The sequence below is a fragment of the Anaerococcus hydrogenalis genome (genome assembly GCF_002871895.1).
GTDB lineage: Bacteria > Bacillota > Clostridia > Tissierellales > Peptoniphilaceae > Anaerococcus > Anaerococcus hydrogenalis.
Genome location: NZ_PNHP01000003.1, coordinates 14,379 through 35,326, shown reverse-complemented (window position 1 = coordinate 35,326; position 20,948 = coordinate 14,379). Strand labels below are relative to the sequence as shown.

Here is a 20,948-nt window from a genome sequence, read left to right as displayed (position 1 = left end):
AGGAGTAAAAAAATGAATGATATTTTAATAAAAATCTTAGTAAGTGTGGGAATATTAGTTTTGACAAATGTATTTGTATATTTAAGCAACCTAAGCAAGGAGAAAATAGCAAAAATAGATAATATAAAAGTAAGAGAAGCAAGCTACAAGCTATTAGATATAGTAACAAAATGCGTATCTGCAACCAATCAAGAATTTGTTGGAGATCTTAAAAATCAAGGAAAATTTGATAGAGACCAACAAGAGAAAGCTTGGAATAGCACAAAAGAAAAAATTAATAAAATATTAGATGCTGAATCTAAGGAAATTTTAGAAAAAGCTTATGGAGATCTTAACTCTTATATAAACCAATCAATCGAAAATGAAGTGAAATTACAAAAGGAGGGATAAATGAGTAATTCAAGTTTAGTAGATTTTAGAGATTACAGCCCAAACCATAGTGGATTAAGAAATGAGAAAATTACAAAAATTGCAATCCATCATACTGCAGGAGTTTTAACAGCTGCAGGTATTGGTAGTGTCTTTAAATCTAGGGGCAGGCAAGCTTCTTGCAACTATGGAGTTGGATCAGATGGAAAAATTGTTTTGGTTGTTGACGAATGCAATAGGGCGTGGACAACATCTTCAGCCTGGTGCGACAATCGTGCAGTAACAATAGAAACATCTAACAGCCAATACGGTGGCAATTGGCCAGTATCAGATTTTGTATTAAATAGGTTAATCGATTTGGTAACAGATATATGTAAAAGAAATAATATTTATCCTTGTACTTATACGGGAAATAAAAATGGTGTTTTGCAAAAACATGAATGGTATGCCCAAACTACTTGTCCTGGTCCATACTTAGGTAGCAAGTTTTCCTATATTGCGAGCGAAGTAAACAAAAGACTAAAGAGTGGAAATTATACAGCAAAAACTGTGGCAGATTTGTATAGGGTTAGAAAATCTTGGCAAGATTCCAAAAGCCAAAAAGGTGCATTTAAAAATTTAGAAAGTGCAAAAAGTTTGGCCAAAAAATATAATTATAAAGTTTATAATAAGAATGGAAATCAAGTGTACCCTGAAGTTAAAAAAGCGAATACAAACCCTTATGATGGAGTATTTATAAAAAATGAAAACTGGACTGGAGTTACTCTAACCGAATGTAATGTAAGAACAAGCCCATCAACAAAAGCACCAATAGTAGCATGTTATGGAAAAAATGAACCAATATATTATGATAGCGTATATGAAGGTGATGGCTACAGATGGATATCCTACGTTGGTAAACAGTCTAAGGAAAGAAGATTTGTTGCTTGTAGGAGACTTACTGGAGATACTACACCTTGGATTAGGTTTTAGTTAAAGTGTTTGACACGTATAAAAAATACGTATATAATGTAAATGTAAGTCAAAAGCTTACAATCTAACCCAACCCTCAAACTCAACATCAATCTTAGTGTATACATTTAAAGATTGGAGGGAATATGGTAAAACCATATAAAGAGGTTATAAAAGTTATGAAAAAGAATGGTTGGCTTTACGACCATACTACTGGTTCGCACGAAATTTATATTAAAGACGGGAAAACATGTCCTGTAAAATGTAATAAAAAAGATATTCCAGCTGGAACTTTGGCGAGCATTAAGAGAATAACTGGGCTAAATTTTTAGCCCTTAGCCTCTGAATAGGAGAATTATTATGAAACACGACAGATACTCATACCCATGTATAATTACTTTTGATCAGGATGATGGTATTTATTATGTCAATTTTCCTGATTTGGAAGATTGCTTTACAGATGGAGAGACTTTAGAGGAAGCTTTATATAACGCTAAAGATGTTTTAGGATTAGTACTTTATACTAAAGAAGAAAATAATATAGAGATTAATCCTCCAAAAAATAATTTTATTTCTACTAAAGAAAACCAAGCTTTGTCTTACGTTTCTGTTTGGATGCCATTAGTTCGTGATGAAATAGAAAATAAATCAATTAAAAAGACAATTACAATCCCTAAATGGTTGAATGATTTAGCGGAAGATAATAATGTTAATTTTTCAAAGCTTCTTCAAGTTTCGTTGAAAAAGTATTTAGGAGTTTAAATATAAGAAAATAGATAAACTAAGCGATTATATAAGTAGTCGCTTTTTTAGTAGATAAAAAAGGAAAAATAATAGTATAATATAAGTGATAGGTAAGCAACGTATAGTGTTTACGAATTTTCTACATTGACCACTGGCATTTGCTGGTGGTCTTTTTTTATTTGAAGTATAATATTATTGATCAATTAGTTTTGTTACGACAAACTAAGATAAAAGACACTTGGGAAGGAATTAAGCTAGATTAATTATCTATGCTCCTGGGGTGTCTTTTTTTATGCTTATAAAAACTTAAAGTTATTTTTTAAGGAATACTATTGGTATACTTAATTATTTAATTGGCTTATAAGTTAAAATAAAACGTATTGCTTTGTTTTACTCGTTTATAAGATGTTTATGCTATATTTTCTTAGTAAAAAATACAACCAGCGATAAGTAGCGGTAATTGTATAAAATTTTATGTTCACAGCTGTAAGTTAACTAAAAATAATTATTGTTTAGTTACTAATAGGTTACCAACGTACATTTTTTAATAAAATAGTTGTAGTTTTTTTGTAGTTATTCAACCATATAAACTTGTTAATTGCTTATAGGTTTTATACTTCTATCCTGCACCAGATTTAAGCACTCAAAAGTGAGTGCTTTTTTTTGTACCTTTTTTCAAATGTGATTTATTTTTGTGATTTTTATTAGATTAATTAATTTATAATTAAAAAAGAATTTTTAAACATAATTTTGGGGTATATATAATATATAGAAAGTATTTAGGTTTAATATGTATTGATTAAATCTTAATATATATATACTTAATAGTGTTTGTTATATTTTAACTGATAAATTTTACCAGTTAAAAATTCATCTTAGAAAAAGGAGATATATTATGATGAAAAATTCTTATGATGACAGAGTGAAATTTGTAAATGGTAATTATCATTCTCTTGTAAAAGCAAGAAAACCAAAAGATATTGATAAGAAGAAGGCTTATATTATAGGTACTGGTCTTGCAGCCTTATCTGCTGGAGGATTTTTGGTAAAAGATGCTCATATGAAAGCTGAAAATATTACTTTTTTAGAACAATTAGATTTGCCAGGTGGAAGTTTAGATGGGGATTATAAAAAAGAACACATGGGATATGTTGCCCGTGGTGGAAGAGAAATGGGTCACCATTTTGAAATTTTATGGGACCTTTATAGTGCAGTTCCTTCTTCTGAAAATCCAGATGAATCTATTTTAGATCATTTCTTTTATACAAATTTGGATGATCCAAATTATAGTAAATGTCGTATAATTCATGAAAATGGAAAAAGATATGATGAAGAAAAATTTAATTTAAGCGACAAAGCATTAAAAGAAATAATTGATCTTACTATTACTGCTGATGAAAAATTAGTGAATAAACAAATTGATGAAGTCTTCAGTGATGAAACTTTAAATAGTGATTTTTGGATTTTATGGAGATCAATGTTTGCTTTCCAAAATTGGAATTCTGCTTTAGAAATGAAACTTTATTTGAATAGATTTATCCATCATGTTGGAGGCCTTCCTACACTTTCTGCTCTTCAATTTACTCAATATGATCAATATGAATCTATAGTTAAACCTATTGTTAAATGGTTAAAAGATCAAGGAGCAAAATTTGAGTATGGAGTTACTGTAAAGGATATAGATTTTTACCTAAGTGATGATAAGAAAATGGCTACAAAATTAGTCATGGAAAATAGTAAAAAAGAAGATAAATCTATTGAATTAACTGAAGATGATTTGGTATTTATAACTAATGGTTCAATGACAGAATCTTCAAGCTATGGTGATGATAATACTCCAGCTACTCTTTCTGCAGATCTTGGTGGAAGTTGGGAATTGTGGAGAAATATTGCTTTAAAATCTGATGAATTTGGTCATCCAGATAAATTCTGCCAAAATGTTGAAAGAACAAATTGGGAATCATGTACAGTAACAGTTCATGGGGGAGAAGTTATTGATTATATTGAAAAAATAACTCAAAGATCACCTTATACTGGAAGAACTGTAACAGGTGGAATTGTAACAGTAAAAGATTCAAATTGGTTAATGAGTTGGACTATTAATAGACAACCTCAATATGTTGGCCAACCAAAAGATGATGTTTGCGTATGGGTTTATGGATTATTTTCAGATAAAAAAGGAAATTATATAGAAAAAGCTATGAGAGATTGTACAGGTAAGGAAATTACAAAAGAATGGTTGTACCATATTGGTGTTCCAAGTTCAGAAATTGATAGACTTTCTGAAGATTGTTCAGCAATTCCTGTAATGATGCCTTATATTACAAGTCATTTTGAACCACGTGAATTTGGAGACAGACCATATGTTGTTCCAAAAAATGCAGTTAACTTTGCCTTTTTAGGACAATTTGCTGAAACTTTAGATAGACCTGGAAGAGATACAGTATTTACAACAGAATATTCTGGAAGAACTGCAATGGAAGCTGTTTATGCATTATGTAATGTAGAAAAGGGAATACCAGAAGTTTATGCATCAAGATATGATTTAAGATATTTGATGAATGCTGCAAGTGCTCTAAATGATTATGAAAAACCACATCTTCCAATTCCAAAATTAGTTCAACATAATTTGAAAAAAAGAATTGAAGGTACAGATATTGAAATAATGTTAAAAGAAAATAATTTAATCTAACTAAAGATAACTAAAAACTGGTGAAAATTTTCACCAGTTTTTTAAATTAAATTTAAAATAAAAAATAATAATTTGAGAAGTATCAACTAATGAAATAATTAGTTATATTTATATCTATAAGGAAAAGCTTTTACTAAAATCATTTTCTTATAAATTTTATTTAAATTTTTAAAAAAAATTGAGTTTTCAACATGGTTAAAGATTGAATTATTAATACTATAAGTTTTGACTTATGTTATTGATGACGAATTAGTAATTTTACATAAAGAAACGTTTTCTATATAATTAAATTTGAAAATAGCTACTAATATTTATTATAATTGAAGAGGATTCAAAAAAATTAAGTGAATTTATGGAGGAAATTATGACTAAGTTTCGTAGAGAACATGATTCTGTTGGTGAAATGGATATATTAGAAAATGCTTATTATGGTGCAAATGCAAAAAGAGCAGAGGAAAATTTCCCAATTACTGGTCTTAAAGCTGATGATAAATTTTTAGATGCAATGGTTGAGGTTAAAAAAGCTGCAGCTATTGAAAATGAAAAATTAGGCCTAATATCAACAGATCAAAAAGATGCAATACTTTATGCTTGTGAAAAACTTTTGGAAGGAGAGTATAGGGATAATTTTATTGTTGATCCAATCCAAGGTGGAGCTGGAACAAGTTATAACATGAATACTAATGAAATTATTGCAAATATAGCAAATGAAAAACTTGGTGGAGCTCTAGGAGTTTATGATAAGGTTCATCCAAATGATGACGTAAACAAAGGACAATCTACAAATGATGTTATTCCTACAAGTGGAAAAATTGCTCTTGTTAGATATTTTATGGAACTTAAAGATGAATGTGAAAAACTTTTAGAATCTTTTGAAAGAAAAGCAAAAGAATTTAAAGAAGTTTACAAAATGGGCCGTACTCAACTTCAAGATGCAGTTCCAATAAGCTTAGGTCAAGAATTTAATGCTTACCATTCTGTTATTAAAAGAGATTATGAAAGAATGGATAAGGCAATAGAGGCTTTATCAAGTGTAAACTTAGGAGCAACTGCAATTGGAACAGGTCTTAATGCTGATGCTACATATGTAAATGAAATAGTTGATGTATTAAAAGAGGTTACAGGTCTTGATTTAAAACAAGCAGAAGATTTGGTTGATGGAACACAAAACTTGGATGGATTTTTATATGCATCATCAATTTTAAAAACTTTTGCAGTTTCACTTTCAAAAATTTCTAACGATTTAAGACTTATGTCTTCAGGTCCACAAACAGGAATTGGTGATATAAACCTACCAGTTAGACAAGCTGGATCATCTATTATGCCAGGAAAAATTAATCCAGTTATACCAGAAGTTGTAAGCCAAGTTGCCTTTGCAGTTTGTGGAAATGATACTACTGTAACTATGGCAGTTGAAGCCGGACAATTAGAACTTAATGCTTTTGAACCAGTCATTTTTTACAAACTTTTTGAATCTCTAAGAGCTTTAAAGGGTGCAATTTATACTTTAAGAATTAATTGTGTTGATGGAATTACAGCTAATAAGGAATTATTATTAGAAGAAGTTGAAAAATGTGTAGGACTTGTTACAGCCCTTGCTCCACATATTGGATATGAAAAATCAAGCGAAATTGCCCACAAGGCACAAGATACAGGAAAAACTGTAAGAGAGCTTGTTCTTGAAGAAAAATTATTGGGTGAAGCTGAACTTGATAAAATATTAGACTTCAAAAAAATGATTACACCTGGAATCTTAGAAGAGGATAAATTGGATGAGAAATAAAATTTAGGAGGATTTTATGACTACAAATGAAAAAAAGAAAATGAGCCCAACTAAAAAAATATTATTTTCAATGCTCATTGGTCTTGTAGTAGGTATTGCACTTCATTATATAGTTCCAGATGGATATTTTAAAAAATCTGTTTTGATTGACGGTATATTTTTCCTATTTGGACAAGGTTTTGTTAGATTATTACAAATGCTTGTAGTACCACTTGTATTTTTCTCAATTGGTACTGGTGTTATGCAGATGAGAGATGTTTCACAATTTGGAAGAGTTGCAATTAGAACCTTGGTTTTGTATTTGATTACAACCGCAATAGCAATTGCTATAGCTTTATTTATCGCAAAATTATTAAAACCAGGTGTTGGTATGAACCTTGCTGAGGCTACAAAATCAGCAGCACCTGCAGCTGATGCAGAAGAAGCTCCAACTTTAATAGAAACTTTGGTAAATATTATCCCAAAAAACCCTATAGAATCTTTGGCAAACGGTGATATGCTTCAAGTAATTTTCTGGGCATTTTTATCAGGTATAGTTATAGGAAAATTTGGCCAAGAATTAAAATTATTAGAAGACTTTATGAATGTTGGAAATGATTTTATGATGAAAGTTACAGCTTTAGTAATGAAAGCAGCACCTATCGGTGTATTTGCACTAATTGCTAGAACATTTACAGATATAGGACTTGGAATAGTAGGACCACTTCTTACCTTCTTGGGAGCAGTTTTAGGATCAATGTTAATATTAATTGTCTTAGCATATATCCCATTAATTGCCTTAACATCAAAAACAAGTCCAAGTCATTTCTTGAAAAAAGTATTTCCGGTTTACACCTTTGCTTTTTCATCAGCATCATCAAATGCAACAATTCCATTAACTCTATCATCATGCGATACACTAGGAGTACCAAGAGAAATTTCATCTTTTACAATTCCACTAGGTGCAACAATTAATATGAATGGTACAGCAATCTATCAAGGTTGTGCAGTAATATTTATAGCAAATGCTTATGGAATAGATTTAACATTTGGAAACTTAGTAACAGTTATTTTGACAGCTGTTTTATCATCAATTGGTACAGCAGGAGTTCCAGGAAGTGGAATGATAATGCTATCTATGGTTCTATCATCAGTAGGACTTCCAGTTGAAGGTGTAAGTTTGATTATGAGTGTTGAAAGAATTGTAGATATGTTTAGAACAGCTCTAAACGTAACAGGAGACGTTGTTTCAACTTTTGTATCAGCAACAGCAGAAAAATTATTAGATAAAGAAAGATACCTATCTGATGAAAAACCAGAAATGGAAGAAGTAAACTTTTAAATTATGAAAAATTTCTTTGTAATTTTAGGAGGAATGGGGACTTTAGCTACAACCAATTATTTAAATGATTTAAATAAGGCTTATAAACCAAATTCGGATCAAGAATATTTAAATTATATGGTTTTAAATCATGCTACAATCCCCGACAGGACCTCCTTCATATTAAAAAAATCAAAAGAAAATCCCTATGATTTTCTAAAAGAAGATGTAGAAAGTGTTGATAAATTAGATCCAGACTTTTATGTAATAACTTGTAATACAGCACATTTTTTCTATGACGATTTAAAAAAACTTACCAAAAAGCCAATTATAAATATGATTGAGCTTGTTGAAAATAAGCTAAATGAGCTAAAAAAACCTTCTACTATAGGACTCTTTGCAACTGAAGGAACTATTAAAAGTCGCTTATTTACAGATATTATAGAAAGATGTGGCCACAAAGCCTTAGTATCCTCAAAAGAACTTCAAGAAAATATTAATGATTGCCTTTATAAGGATGTTAAGGAAAGTGGACAAATAAATTTTGAAAGATATCACAAAACACTGGATAAAATGATTGATGAGGGAGCAGATTATATTATAATCGGCTGCACTGAAGCTTCATATATTAATAGTGAAGATGAAAAAAGAGATTCTTATCCTATTATTGATAGTGAAAAAGAATTAGTAAATGAAAGTTTGAAATTAGGACTAAAACTTCAAAAAAATATTGAAATTTAGGAGTAGATATGTCAGAAATAGACTTAGAATATATAAGAGCTATATTGAAATATGGATCTATAACTTCCGCTTCAAAAAAAATTTATATTTCCCAATCAGCCTTAAGCCAGCACATTATAAGGATTGAAAAAAAATTGGGAGTTAAGATATTTAACAGGGATTTTAAACCTATGAAGCTTACTGAAGCAGGTCTTATATATAAAAAGTCTCTTGAAGATATAGAAAAATTAAAAGAAAGCACTCTTTTAAAAATAGAAGAAATAAATAAGTTAAAAATCGGAGAGCTTTCAATAGGTTCTACTGATTATCAAACTTATTTTTTCCTATCTAAAATTTTAAATGAGTTTAATAAGGATTATCCAGGTATAAAAATCAAACTTGTTGAAGCTAAAACAGACCAACTTAATCGTTTTGCAAGAAATGGGATTTGTGATTTTGCAATTACCTATGAAACTGATAAGTACGATGATTTAGAAAGTATAAACCTTTATAGGGAAAATGTATATTTGGCCATGTCGACCAAAAACCCTTTAAAGAAAGATTTGAAGGGAAAAGGACAAATTAAATGGGTAGAGTCGAAAAAACTTTTAGGTCAAAATATTATAAGAATGAAGAAGGGACAAAATTTAGTATTACAATATCAAGAACTTGATAAATTTACAGAAAACTCATTAAAAACAGTACTTGAAACTGACTCTATATTTATAGCTCAAAAATGTGTAAGGGAAAATTTTGGACTTGCAATTCTTCCTGAATCAATGTTAAAGGAAGAAAGGGATGATTTAATATATTTTAAATTAAAAGAAGGTTTATCATCTAGAACTACCATGATAAATTATTGTAAAAATCACAAATTAAAACGAATAGCAAATATTTTTATTGATAGACTAAAAGAATATGCTAAAGAAGAATTTTAAAAGAGGTAAAAAATGAAATTTAGACAAGAAGAAGATTCTCTAGGAATCGTTAATGTTCCAGCTGATCATTTTTGGGGAGCTCAAACTGAAAGATCTTTAGAAAATTTTCCTCAAGAAGTTGAAAAAATGCCACATTCCCAAATTATGGCCATAGCTAGTATAAAAAGATGTGCTGCTATTGTAAATAATAGAGAAGAAAAATTAGATGATAAGAAAAAAGATTTGATTGTAGATGCGTGCGATAGGATTTTAAAGGGGGAATTTGACGAAGAATTTCCACTAACAGTTTGGCAAACAGGTTCTGGTACCCAAACAAATATGAATGTCAATGAAGTTATAAGCCATATTGCAAATGAAAATGAAAAAATCATCCATCCAAACGACCATGTAAATATGAGCCAGTCTTCAAATGATGTTTTTCCAACTGCAATGCATCTTTCAACTTACAAGAATTTATCAGATAAATTATTGAAGGAATTGCCAAAAACAATTGAGGCGATTAAAAAATTGGAAGAGGATAATAAAGATATTATTAAAACTGGAAGAACCCACCTTCAAGATGCAACACCAGTAAAACTTTCTCAAGAAATTTCTGCTTGGAGAACTTGCCTTGAAAGAGACTTGAAAGTTTTAGAAGAAGTAAAAGAAGAGCTAACCTACCTTGCTATAGGGGGTACTGCTGTAGGGACTGGAATAAATGCCAAAAAAGAATTTGGTGATGAGATGGCAAAAGAGCTTTCAGATCTTTATGGATTTAAATTTAAATCTGATGAAAACAAATTCTACCAATTATCATCAAAATCGGCCCTAGTAAATGTTCATGGAACAATCAAGGCCCTTGCAACTGATCTTTATAAGATTGCAAATGATATAAGATTTTTATCTTGTGGACCAAGATGTGGAATTAGTGAGTTAACAATTCCTGCAAATGAACCAGGATCATCAATTATGCCTGGTAAAGTAAATCCAACCCAAGTTGAATCAATAACTATGATTTGTATAAAAATAATGGCAAATGATTTTGCTATATCAATGGCAAATACTCAAGGTCAATTACAACTAAATGCCTACATGCCTTTAATAATTCATTCAATGGATAATTCAATTACCCTTCTATCTAAGTCACTAAAATGTTTTAGGGAAAAATTATTAGAAGGACTTGTAGCTAATGAAAAAAATATTGAAAAAAATCTAGAAAATTCACTTATGCTTGTGACAAGTCTTTCACCACATATTGGATATGATAAGGCAAGCAAGATTGCAAAATATGCCTTCAATAATAATTTAACATTAAAAGAAGCAAGCCACGAACTTGGTTACTTAAAAGATAGTGAATTTGACAAATTAGTAAAACCAGAAAAAATGGTATAAGGAGATAAAAATGGAAAATCTAAAAGAAAAAGCACTTGAACTACACAAAGAAATCCAAGGAAAAATTTCAACAGAATTAAAAGCAAAATTAGAAAACAAAGATGACTTATCCCTAGTGTATTCACCAGGAGTAGCAGAACCTTGTAAAAAAATCCACGAAAATGAAGATGACGCTTATATTTATACTGGAAAGGCAAATACAATAGCAGTTATTTCAGATGGAACAGCTGTATTGGGACTTGGAGATATTGGTCCAAAGGCTGCACTTCCTGTAATGGAAGGAAAGGCTTGCTTGTTTAAAAAATTTGGTGGACTTAATGCAGTTCCACTTGTAATTGATACAACAGATACTGAAGAAATTATTAAATTTGTAAAACAAGTTGCACCAACTTTTGGTGGAGTAAACCTTGAAGATATTTCTTCACCTAGATGTATAGAAATTGAAACAAGATTAAAAGAAGAATTAGATATTCCAGTTTTCCACGATGACCAACATGGTACAGCTATAGTTACAATTGCAGCTTTAATAAATTCACTAAAACTTGTAAATAAAAAACCTGAAGATTGTAATGTAGTTATCTCAGGAGTTGGAGCTGCAGGATCATCAATTGTAAGAATGTTAAATGATTTTGGAATCAACGATATTTACGCTTTCAATTCAAGAGGAATCTTAAAAGAAGGCGAAGAATATTCAAAAGATTTATATAACAAACTTGCAAAAGAAACAAATAAAGAAAATAAAGATTTAACACTTGAAGAAGCAATGGCAGATGCTGATATTTTTGTAGGAGTTTCTGTACCAAATAAGGTAAGTAAGGAAATGGTAAAATCAATGAGACGTGACCCAATAGTTTTGGCTATGGCAAATCCAGATCCAGAAATCACTTATGAAGATGCAAAAGAAGCAGGAGCGAGAGTTGTTGGAACAGGAAGAAGCGATTATCCAAACCAAGTAAATAACGTTCTAGCTTTTCCAGGACTTTTCAAAGGTGCCTTATCAGTTCATGCAACAAAAATTACAGAAAAAATGAAAGTTGCAGCTGCAGAAGCTATAGCAAGCCTAATTCCAGATGATAAAATTTCAGAAGATTATGTAATCCCATCAGCATTTGATTTGGGAGTTGCAGATGTTGTAGCAGAAGCTGTTGCAAAATGTGCAAGAGAAGAAGGAATTTCTCAAAAATAATAAATTTTTTATCTAACCACTGACTTTTTATAAGTTGGTGGTTTTTTATTTTTATAAAAAATTCAACAAGTATAAATAAAAAGATAAAAAATAACAAATTAATTTTTTGTTTTAATAGTTTGACGTAGAGATTGATTTTATTATATAATGAGTTAAAATGATAAAAAAAATAATGGAGGAATAAAAAATGGAAAAAAAGAAAGTTAAACCGACGACATTTCAGGCTATATCGCCCTTGGTTATTATGATTGTGCTTCTTACAATTGGAGTAGGATTTTTAAAATTAAGGGCAGAGCCAATAATATTAATTTGTGCTAGTATTGCAAGTATAATAGCAATAAAATTGGGCTATACCTGGGAAGAATTACAAAAGGGAATTATAGAAAAAATTGCATCAGCCCTTCCTGCTACTTTAATTTTGTGGTCAGTAGGACTTTTGATAGGGGCTTGGATGTTTTCAGGAACTGTTCCTATGATTATTTATTATGGTGTTCAAATTATTAACCCAAGATTTTTATATGTAAGTGCCTTTTTAATAACTGCAGTTTTATCTACAGTTACAGGAACATCATGGGGATCTGCAGGAACAATTGGTGTTGCTATTATGGGAATTTCACAAGGACTTGGAATGAACTTAGCCGTAACTGCAGGGGCAGTTGTAGCAGGATCTTACTTTGGAGATAAATTATCACCATTTTCAGATACAACAAACCTAGCTCCTCTTGCAGCAGGATCACAATTGTATGATCACATCAAACACATGCTTTATACAACTGTTCCTGCAGCTATTGTTTCGATAATAGTATATTTAATTGTTGGTATTTCTTCAAAATCAACAGGAGCAAGCACTGAATCTGTAAAAATTATCCAAAGCCAACTGTCTGGAATTTATAATTGGAATATAATTTTACTACTACCAGTTTTAATTATGTTAATCGGTTCAGTATTAAAATTTCCAACCCTTCCAACCATGATTGTAAACTCCTTGGTATCGGTTGTAATTGGAATTTTTGTTCAAGGATTTAGCTTAAAAGATGGATTTATTTCTATGGTTAATGGATTTAATGTAGAAATGACAGGATTTGATGGAAAAATTATTGATGATATCTTAACTCTTATAAACAGAGGTGGGGCAGTCTCCATGACTACAACAACAGTTTTGGTATTTTGCTCTATGGGATTTGCTGGAGTTATGTCAACATCTGGCATGCTAGATGTTGTTTTGGATGCAATTTTGACAAGGGTAAAGACAACTTTTGGAGTAATATTGTCAACTATAGCTTCATGTTTTACAGTTGCCTTTGTAACAGGAAATTCTTACCTTTCAATTTTAATTCCTGGAGAATTATTCAGAAAAGTTTATCTTGAAAGAAATCTTCATCCTAAAAACTTATCAAGGACTCTTGAAGATTCAGGAACTGTTTTAGTTCCATTAATTCCATGGTCTGCAGCAGGTGCCTACATGGCAGCAACTCTTGGTGTAGATACTTTAACCTACCTACCTTGGGCAGTTTTAAATTATATGGGAATAGTATTTGCCATAATTTTAGCCTTTACAGGAATTGGAATAACAAAAATAAATGAAAAAGAAAAAGAAGAATTTTTAATAGCAGAAGGTGAAAAAGTATGATTTTAATTAAAAATGTAAAAATACTTGGTGAAAATAAGATAAAAAATATTTTAATAGCCAATGAAAAAATAGAAAAAATATTTGAAGGAGATTGTGATTATTATTTTGATGAAATTTATGATGGAGGAGGGAAAACTCTTATACCTGGATTAATTGACCAACATATCCACATAACCGGCGGTGGTGGAGAAGGTGGATTTGAAACAAGGGTTCCAGAGATTAGCCTTTCAAAATTAATTGAGGCAGGAATAACTACTGTAGTTGGACTTCTGGGAACAGATTCTGAAACAAGAAGTGTAGAAAATCTTGTGGCAAAATCACTGGCCCTAACAAATGAAGGAATAAAAACATATTCTTTAACAGGCTCCTACGCCTATCCATCACCAACTATTACAGGATCTGTAAAAAAAGATATAATTTTTGTAAATCAACTTATAGGAGTAAAAATTGCAGCAAATGATCACAGGGACTCTTGCCTTGATTATAAAGAGCTACAAAGAATTGGGGCAGAAGCAAGAGTTGCTGGAATGATTTCTGGTAAAAGTGGCCATGTAACAATTCATATGGGAAGTGGAAAATTTTATTTTAATCAAATTAATGATGCCCTAAAATATTCAAATCTACCTATTACAATTTTTAGGCCAACCCATGTAAATAGGGATAAAAAACTCTATGATGAGGCCTTAGAATTTGCTCAAAATGGTGGATATATTGATTTAACATCAGGAATAAATAAAGATTTCCCAGACAGCTTAGCTTATAAGATGGCAAAGGAAAAAAATGTTTTAGATAAAATTACCTTTTCGTCAGATGGATTTGGTTCATGGTCAAATTATGATGATGAAGGAAATCTAATAGAAATTGGCTACTCACCAGTTGATACTGGAATAAAGGCAATTAAAGAAATTGTAGCTGATGGAGAAAAATTAGAAGATGCAATCAAGCCTTTTACATCTAACGTTGCAAAAGTATTAAAGCTTGACAAGGAAGTTGGCTTTATTAAAGAAGGTTATATAGCAAACTTACTTTTACTGGATGAAAATTTAGATATTGATGGGGTAGTTTCTCAAGGTAAGTTTATGAAAAAAGATAAAAAAATCCTAAAAAAAGGATCATACGAATAAAAAAAAGCAGAAATAAATTTTCTGCTTTTTTTAATATTTATTCAAATAAATAAAGATATTCTTCGTATCCTTCTTCCTTTAATTTCTTTTTTGGGATAAATTTTAAACTTGCTCCGTTTATGCAATATCTTAATCCTCCCATTTCTTTAGGTCCATCATTAAAAACGTGTCCTAGGTGTGAGTTTGCTTTTTTGGATTTTACTTCAGTTCTTACCATACCGTGAGATAAATCTTCATTTTCTTTTATATTATCTTCTAGTGGCTTTGAAAAAGAAGGCCAGCCGCAACCAGAATCAAACTTATCTAAAGATGAAAATAAAACTTCTCCACTTACAATATCTACATATATCCCATCCTTATAAAAATCATCATATACACTAGAAAAAGGTTTTTCTGTACAAGAATTTTGAGTAACCTCATAAGATAATCTAGATAGCTTATTTAATTTATCTTGCTTTAATTTTTCATCCATAACATCCTCCTTACAAACATTTTACTAATTTATAATAAATTAAGCAATCTTTTTTTACTTTCAAAAACAAATAAAAAATGATACAATATTTTAAATAATAATGAAAAATAAAGGGGAAAATTATGGGAAAGAATATTATAGCAGACCATGCAAAATGGCCTAGACTTGAAGATGAAATTTTCAAGATTAGCGGCGAGTGCAAGAAGGCAATAGAAAAAAAAGGTAGGGATAAGGTAATTAACTCTACCCTTGGAACTTTAATTGATGATGATGGAAATATTATTGCCTTTGACAGTGTTTATGAAACATTAAAAAATATGGATAAAAAAGACATAGCAAGCTATGGGGCCATAGAGGGAGATAAAGATTTTCTAAATTTATTAATTGATAAATGTTTTGGTCTTTATAAGCCTGATGGATATATTAGATCTATTGCAACAGCTGGTGGAAGTGGGGCAGTAAGACATACTTTTTGGTCACTTTTAGATGAGGGAGATTATGTTATTTGTCCAAATTGGTATTGGCCAGCTTACCAAACCATGTGCGAGGAGTATAATAGAGAATTTTTAAATTATGAATTTTTGGATAAAAATTATGAATTTAATTTACAAGAATTTACAAAAGCCTTGGATTATGCTTTGGAAAAAAGGGATAGGGTTTTGTGTGTGTTTAATTCACCAGCAAATAATCCTACCGGTTTTACAATCAATGATTCTATGTGGGATAAAATTTTAAAAATTATAGATGAAAGGGCAGTTGAGGGGAAATTTATTAGTATTTTGTTAGATGTTGCCTATATTGAATTTGCAGGTGATGGAAGTCAAAAGAAATTTTTCCAAAAGTTTGGGTCATTAAAGGAAAATATAATTACCTGTATTGCTTATTCTATGAGTAAATCTTATACAGCCTATGGTTTAAGGTCAGGAGCTTGTATAATTGTTTCTTCAAATGAAGAAATTGCAGATAGCCTTTTTGACTCAATGAAACATTCTAACAGGGCAATTTGGTCAAATATTACCCATGCAGGGATGAATATATTGGTTGATATTGAAAAAGATGAGAAAAAGAAAAAATCCTATGACGATGAGCTTGAGTTTTATAGGATAATGCTTGAAAAAAGAGCAAGGGCATTTGTGGAAAATGCAAATAAAGTTGGCCTTGTTAGCCTTCCATATTTTGGTGGATTTTTCATTTCTATTCCTTGTGAAAATTCAAAAAAAGTTTCTGAAAAATTAAAGGAAAAAGATATGTATATAGTTGCAAACAAAGAAGGACTAAGGTTTGCTCTTTGTGCAGTGAGTGAAGAAAAATGTAAGATTTCCCCAAAACTTATAAAAGAAGCTATTGATGAAATAAATTAAAAAATAGCCCCAATTAATTTTGGGGCTATTTTTTTATAAAAGATTTTACATTTTTTTAATTAATTCAAAAAGCTCGATTGCAGCAGATTTTGGTCCTTCAAATTGCATGTGGTCAAGTCCTAATTGGGTTTTAATTGTTCCGACTTTTATATTGTTTTCAAATAAATTATCAAAATACTTATCTAATAATTTATCGCATTCTTCTCTTTTTTGAACAGGCCCAAATGGGTTAGCAAAATATGTTTGCACGAGACCCTTTTCTGTTGTTGTTCCTTTGGCAAGTCTTGCTCCTCTTTTGAAAACTCTTAGGGCTTCTTTTTTATTATCAAAAAGTTCTATCGAGTTGCAATTATCTAAAACTGCTGAATAATTGTCTGCATACAAGAAGAAGTCTACAGGGTAACCTAAATTAATTTCATCAAAGGTTGCAACCGGCATAATTAATCTAGAATTAATCTTATCTGGATTCATAAAAATTGACCTGTCGATTTGTTTGAAGGCATAGCCTGCATCAAGGTCATCAAGTCTTACAAAGGCACCAATTTCTGTTCCGTAAGCATAAACTTTTCCATTTTTAATCCTAAAAGATCCCATATCATCAAAGACAATGGTCATTTCCTTTATATAATCTTTAGCAAGAGACCTAAATGCTTCTATTGATTCGCTTTTTCCAGCCCCGCTATCACCAAGAATTACAATATTTACAGTCTTACCATTTTGCAAAACTACTGAAAGACCTGCCCCGTGAATTGGTAAATATCCCTTTTTAATATTGATAACATTATTTAAAGTTAGGACCATTTTTTTCAAATAGCCGAAATAATCAATTTTCTCACAATAGGCAATATATCCTACATATAATTTATTTTCCTCATCATAATAAAAAGAATTCTTCTTATTTGTCTTATCCTTTGGTCCGTAAATATAAATTGCATCAGGCTTTTTATTTTCTATTTCATCCACATCTGCAAGTTCAAAAAGGTTGGATGCAGAAACTCCGTGAGTTAATAGGTCCCTGTGAAAATAAATATAAATCAAATTATCTCCTACCTTAGCAGGATAGCAGAAAAAATGTTTTGGATTAATTTTTGTTTTTAAAATAGGATTCTCATAAACTTCCTCAAAAATCCCGTCCCTTTTATTAGATTTTGTATAGGTTATGTATGGAGTTTCAATCATAACTTGGGTTATAAAACAAACATCATTTAAAAACTCATAAGCTTTTGGATATTTTTTGTTAAAATTTCTAATCATAATAGAAGCATCAGCAGCAGCTGGAACTTGCCTATAAACCTTTGGCCATTGCCCAAGAATGCTCATTTCAATCCTTCTATAAGCTTGAAGGATCATATTTTTTAACTTTTCATTAATTTCAACAAAATTTACAACCCCAACACCTCTAGCATCTTCCTTTTGTTCGATTATGGAATATCTTTCTAAATTTCTCCAATAATTATAAAATTCCTCAACTATTTTTAATAAGCCGTATTTTTCCTTATTCAAATTGTGGTACTTATTTATTTTTGATGAAATTTCATCGATATTCATAACAGTTAAAAGTTTTAAAATATCAGTTAGCTCTTTTGCAAGAGAATCAACTGAAGAATTTATGAAAAATTGTTCTATGTAGGCATAGACCCTGGTTGATTCTTTTTTATGATAATTTATAAATGATTTTGTCAAATCTAAAAAAGACTCACTATTTAAAAGTTCATTTACATCATTAAAAAATTGTTCAGACAAATTTAAAATTGCCTTGTTACCTGTAATTGAAAAATCTTTACTCATTACTTTCCCCTTTTTTCTTTTCTATATTTATTTATAATTTTTACTAATTATATATCAGCTGGTCTATAAAAACAAGGGAAAAAAAGCTTTTTTCATAAATTTTCCTTTCTTCTAAATAAATTTCTATAAATTATATCATAAGAGTAAAAAAGTAGGAAAATTTCATTTTTATTCTTTAAAATGCTATAATTATTATGTATGTTAAAAAAGAAAGGATTATTATGAGAGAATATGACGTTGTTGTAGTAGGTAGTGGAGCAAGTGGATCCTTTATGGCCTACGAATTTACTAAATTAAATTCTGACAAAAAAGTTTGTGTAATAGATGAAGGAAGAAAAGTTAAGGCAAGAAGATGTCCAATTTCAGAAGGAAAAGTTGATTCTTGTATCGGATGTAAACCTTGTAATATAATGTATGGATTTGGTGGAGCAGGAACCTTATCTGATGGAAAATATAACATAACAACAAATTTTGGTGGAGATTTACATAATTATATTGGAGAAAAAAAAGCTCTAGAATTAATGGAATATGTTGATTCTGTTTTGATGGATTTTGATAAGGGAGATGCCACACTTTATTCAACAGAAAATACTGATTTAAAAAGAGAGTGTTTGAGAAATGACCTTCACTTATTAACAGCAAAAGTTCGTCACTTTGGTACAGAAAGAAATAGGGAAATTTTACAAAAAATCTATGATTATGTAAAAGATACAATAGATTTTGAATTTATGACAAAAGTTTTAAGTGTAGATTTTGAAGATGGATATTATTTTGTAAAAACTGACAAGGACGAAACAATAAAATGTAAGTATTTAGTTCTTGCAGCAGGAAGATCTGGATCAAAATGGATTTCAGAAACTTGCCAAGAATTTGATGTCGAAATGAAAAAAAACAGAGTAGATATAGGAGTTCGTGTAGAAGTACCTGCAGAAGTTTTTAAACACATAACAGATAAAGTTTATGAGGCAAAAATTGTTTATCAAACAAAACAATACAATGATTTGGTAAGAACTTTTTGTATGAACCCATACGGTGAAGTTGTAACAGAAAATACAAATGGAATTATAACTGTAAATGGTCACTCATACGCAAATCCAGAACTTCAAACAGAAAATACAAACTTCGCCCTTTTGGTTACAAATAGATTTACTGAGCCATTCAAAGATTCCAATGAATATGGAGAATCTATAGCTAAAGTTTCAAATATGCTTGGTGGTGGAGTTTTGATGCAAAGATTTGGAGATTTAGTTAAAGGAAGAAGATCCTCAGAAAGAAGAATGAAAAAATCTTTCCTAAGACCAACCTTAAATGCAACAGCCGGAGACTTATCATTAGTTATGCCAAAAAGACAATTAGACGATATAATAGAAATGATTTATGCTCTTGATAAAATTGCACCAGGAATGGCAAATGATGATACACTCTTATATGGAATAGAAGTTAAATTCTATAACTCAGTTGTAGAAGTAAATGAAGAATTTGAAACAAGTCAAAATAATTTATTTGTTCTTGGAGATGGATCAGGAGTAACACACTCCCTATCTCAAGCATCAGCATCAGGTGTTGAGATGGCAAGAATAATAAATGATAGAAAATAAAAATTTGACAAAAAAAGAAAATTCTTGTATCATAGCAAAAGAGAGTTAAAGAAGTACCCGATACTCACCTGCCGACGTTTAGTTTTCAGGTTACAATCTCTATTAGAATATTTCTAATTATATTGTAAATTTTATGGGTACTTTGAGTACCCATTTTTTTATGCGAATATTTGGAGGTAAGATTATAAAAGATTTAAGAATTAATGACGAGATAAGGGACAATAAGCTTAGACTTATAGACGAAGATGGATCACAAGTTGGTGTCGTATCAAAAAATGAGGCTTTAGATAGAGCTTATGATAAACATCTTGATTTAGTCTTGATGTCACCAAATGCTAAGCCACCAGTTGCAAGAATAATGGACTATGGAAAGTTCAAATATGAACAAGAAAAAAAAGCTAAAGAAAATAAGAAAAAACAAAAAACAACTCAAACAAAAGAAACAAGATTTAGCTTAAATATAGAAGACCATGATCTTGAAACCAAGGCTAATCAAACAAAGAAATTTTTAAACAATGGCGACAAAGTTAAAGTTTCAGTAAGATTTAAGGGTAGAGAATTGGGTCATAAAAACTTAGGCTATGATTTATTAGATAAATTTATGGAATTTGTAGGAGATTGTGCACAAGTTGATAAGAAACCAGCAATGGAAGGAAGATCACTAGTATTATTTATCTCACCAAATACCGAAGAAAATTAGGAGGAATAAAATGGCTAAAAATAAAATTAAAACAAAAAGAGCAGCTGCAAAAAGATTTAAAGTAACAGGCAGTGGAAAAATAAAAAGACATAAAGCTTACAAGGGACACCTTACAGCTAAGAAAACACCAGCTAGAAAAAGAAGATTAAGAAAATCAACAATAGCTGCAAAAGGTGATGCTAAAAACATCAAAAGATTATTAAACATCTAATAGGAGGAAA

19 protein-coding genes are annotated in these 20,948 nt (G+C 30.3%); 17 read left to right on the top strand and 2 right to left on the bottom strand.

What is annotated here, in order from left to right; genetic code table 11:
- Positions 1-12: 12 nt before the first annotated feature.
- The 13 genes from CJ192_RS04785 to iadA all read left to right on the top strand — a co-directional run bounded on the left by CJ192_RS04785 (position 13) and on the right by iadA (position 14,808).
- On the top strand, positions 13-390 hold the full coding sequence (locus CJ192_RS04785; protein WP_102197958.1) for a hypothetical protein: 378 nt from the start codon (positions 13-15) through the stop codon (positions 388-390).
- Entirely contained in the window at positions 391-1,341 is a 951-nt protein-coding gene (locus tag CJ192_RS04780) for an N-acetylmuramoyl-L-alanine amidase (RefSeq protein WP_102197957.1), read from the top strand. It begins immediately after the preceding gene.
- 125 nt (positions 1,342-1,466) lie between these two features.
- A complete protein-coding gene (locus CJ192_RS04775) occupies positions 1,467-1,652 on the top strand; it encodes a type II toxin-antitoxin system HicA family toxin (RefSeq protein WP_102197956.1) in 186 nt (61 codons plus the stop codon).
- Positions 1,653-1,680: 28 nt separating this feature from the next.
- Positions 1,681-2,082 (top strand): type II toxin-antitoxin system HicB family antitoxin, encoded by a 402-nt coding sequence (locus CJ192_RS04770; protein WP_102197955.1) that lies wholly within the window; start codon positions 1,681-1,683, stop codon positions 2,080-2,082.
- Positions 2,083-2,959: 877 nt separating this feature from the next.
- Entirely contained in the window at positions 2,960-4,756 is a 1,797-nt protein-coding gene (locus tag CJ192_RS04765; protein WP_180960887.1) for an oleate hydratase, read from the top strand.
- 364 nt (positions 4,757-5,120) lie between these two features.
- Positions 5,121-6,539, top strand: a complete 1,419-nt coding sequence (locus CJ192_RS04760) for an aspartate ammonia-lyase (RefSeq protein ID WP_180960886.1) — start codon at positions 5,121-5,123, stop codon at positions 6,537-6,539.
- Positions 6,540-6,555: 16 nt separating this feature from the next.
- Positions 6,556-7,860, top strand: coding sequence for a dicarboxylate/amino acid:cation symporter (locus CJ192_RS04755; protein ID WP_102197953.1), 1,305 nt, complete (start codon positions 6,556-6,558; stop codon positions 7,858-7,860).
- A gap of 3 nt (positions 7,861-7,863) precedes the next feature.
- On the top strand, positions 7,864-8,580 hold the full coding sequence (locus tag CJ192_RS04750) for an aspartate/glutamate racemase family protein (RefSeq protein WP_102197952.1): 717 nt from the start codon (positions 7,864-7,866) through the stop codon (positions 8,578-8,580).
- An 8-nt stretch (positions 8,581-8,588) separates the two neighbouring features.
- The gene (locus tag CJ192_RS04745; RefSeq protein ID WP_004817986.1) at positions 8,589-9,497 is read left to right on the top strand and encodes a LysR family transcriptional regulator; all 909 of its coding nucleotides are present in this window, start codon (positions 8,589-8,591) and stop codon (positions 9,495-9,497) included.
- A 12-nt stretch (positions 9,498-9,509) separates the two neighbouring features.
- Positions 9,510-10,868: a class II fumarate hydratase gene (locus CJ192_RS04740; protein ID WP_102197951.1), complete on the top strand. Its 1,359-nt coding sequence runs from the start codon at positions 9,510-9,512 to the stop codon at positions 10,866-10,868.
- 10 nt (positions 10,869-10,878) lie between these two features.
- Positions 10,879-12,054, top strand: a complete 1,176-nt coding sequence (locus tag CJ192_RS04735) for an NAD(P)-dependent malic enzyme (RefSeq protein ID WP_102197950.1) — start codon at positions 10,879-10,881, stop codon at positions 12,052-12,054.
- A gap of 187 nt (positions 12,055-12,241) precedes the next feature.
- Positions 12,242-13,684 carry a Na+/H+ antiporter NhaC gene (gene nhaC / locus CJ192_RS04730; RefSeq protein ID WP_004817822.1) on the top strand — a complete coding sequence of 481 codons (1,443 nt, stop codon included), beginning with the start codon at positions 12,242-12,244 and terminating at the stop codon, positions 13,682-13,684.
- Complete coding sequence (gene iadA, locus CJ192_RS04725; protein ID WP_102197949.1) at positions 13,681-14,808, top strand: beta-aspartyl-peptidase; 1,128 nt, start codon at positions 13,681-13,683, stop codon at positions 14,806-14,808. Before nhaC ends, iadA begins: the two co-directional genes overlap by 4 nt.
- Positions 14,809-14,845: 37 nt before the next feature.
- On the opposite strand, the gene msrB is transcribed toward iadA, so the two are convergent.
- Positions 14,846-15,280, bottom strand: a complete 435-nt coding sequence (gene msrB, locus CJ192_RS04720) for a peptide-methionine (R)-S-oxide reductase MsrB (protein WP_102197948.1) — start codon at positions 15,278-15,280, stop codon at positions 14,846-14,848.
- A gap of 122 nt (positions 15,281-15,402) precedes the next feature.
- Between msrB and CJ192_RS04715 the strand changes: the two genes are divergently transcribed.
- Entirely contained in the window at positions 15,403-16,641 is a 1,239-nt protein-coding gene (locus CJ192_RS04715) for an aminotransferase class I/II-fold pyridoxal phosphate-dependent enzyme (protein ID WP_102197947.1), read from the top strand.
- 45 nt (positions 16,642-16,686) lie between these two features.
- Here CJ192_RS04715 and CJ192_RS04710 read toward each other — a convergent pair whose 3' ends face one another.
- Positions 16,687-18,429 (bottom strand): phosphoenolpyruvate carboxykinase, encoded by a 1,743-nt coding sequence (locus tag CJ192_RS04710; RefSeq protein WP_102197946.1) that lies wholly within the window; start codon positions 18,427-18,429, stop codon positions 16,687-16,689.
- Between the two features lie 221 nt (positions 18,430-18,650).
- Here CJ192_RS04710 and CJ192_RS04705 point away from each other — a divergent pair, with 221 nt between their 5' ends.
- From CJ192_RS04705 to rpmI, 3 genes are all read left to right on the top strand, one after another.
- Positions 18,651-20,027 (top strand): NAD(P)/FAD-dependent oxidoreductase, encoded by a 1,377-nt coding sequence (locus CJ192_RS04705; RefSeq protein WP_004817263.1) that lies wholly within the window; start codon positions 18,651-18,653, stop codon positions 20,025-20,027.
- A 160-nt stretch (positions 20,028-20,187) separates the two neighbouring features.
- A complete protein-coding gene (gene infC / locus CJ192_RS04700) occupies positions 20,188-20,727 on the top strand; it encodes a translation initiation factor IF-3 (protein WP_004817261.1) in 540 nt (179 codons plus the stop codon).
- Positions 20,728-20,737: 10 nt separating this feature from the next.
- Positions 20,738-20,938 (top strand): 50S ribosomal protein L35, encoded by a 201-nt coding sequence (rpmI, locus tag CJ192_RS04695; protein ID WP_004815623.1) that lies wholly within the window; start codon positions 20,738-20,740, stop codon positions 20,936-20,938.
- Positions 20,939-20,948: the final 10 nt, after the last annotated feature.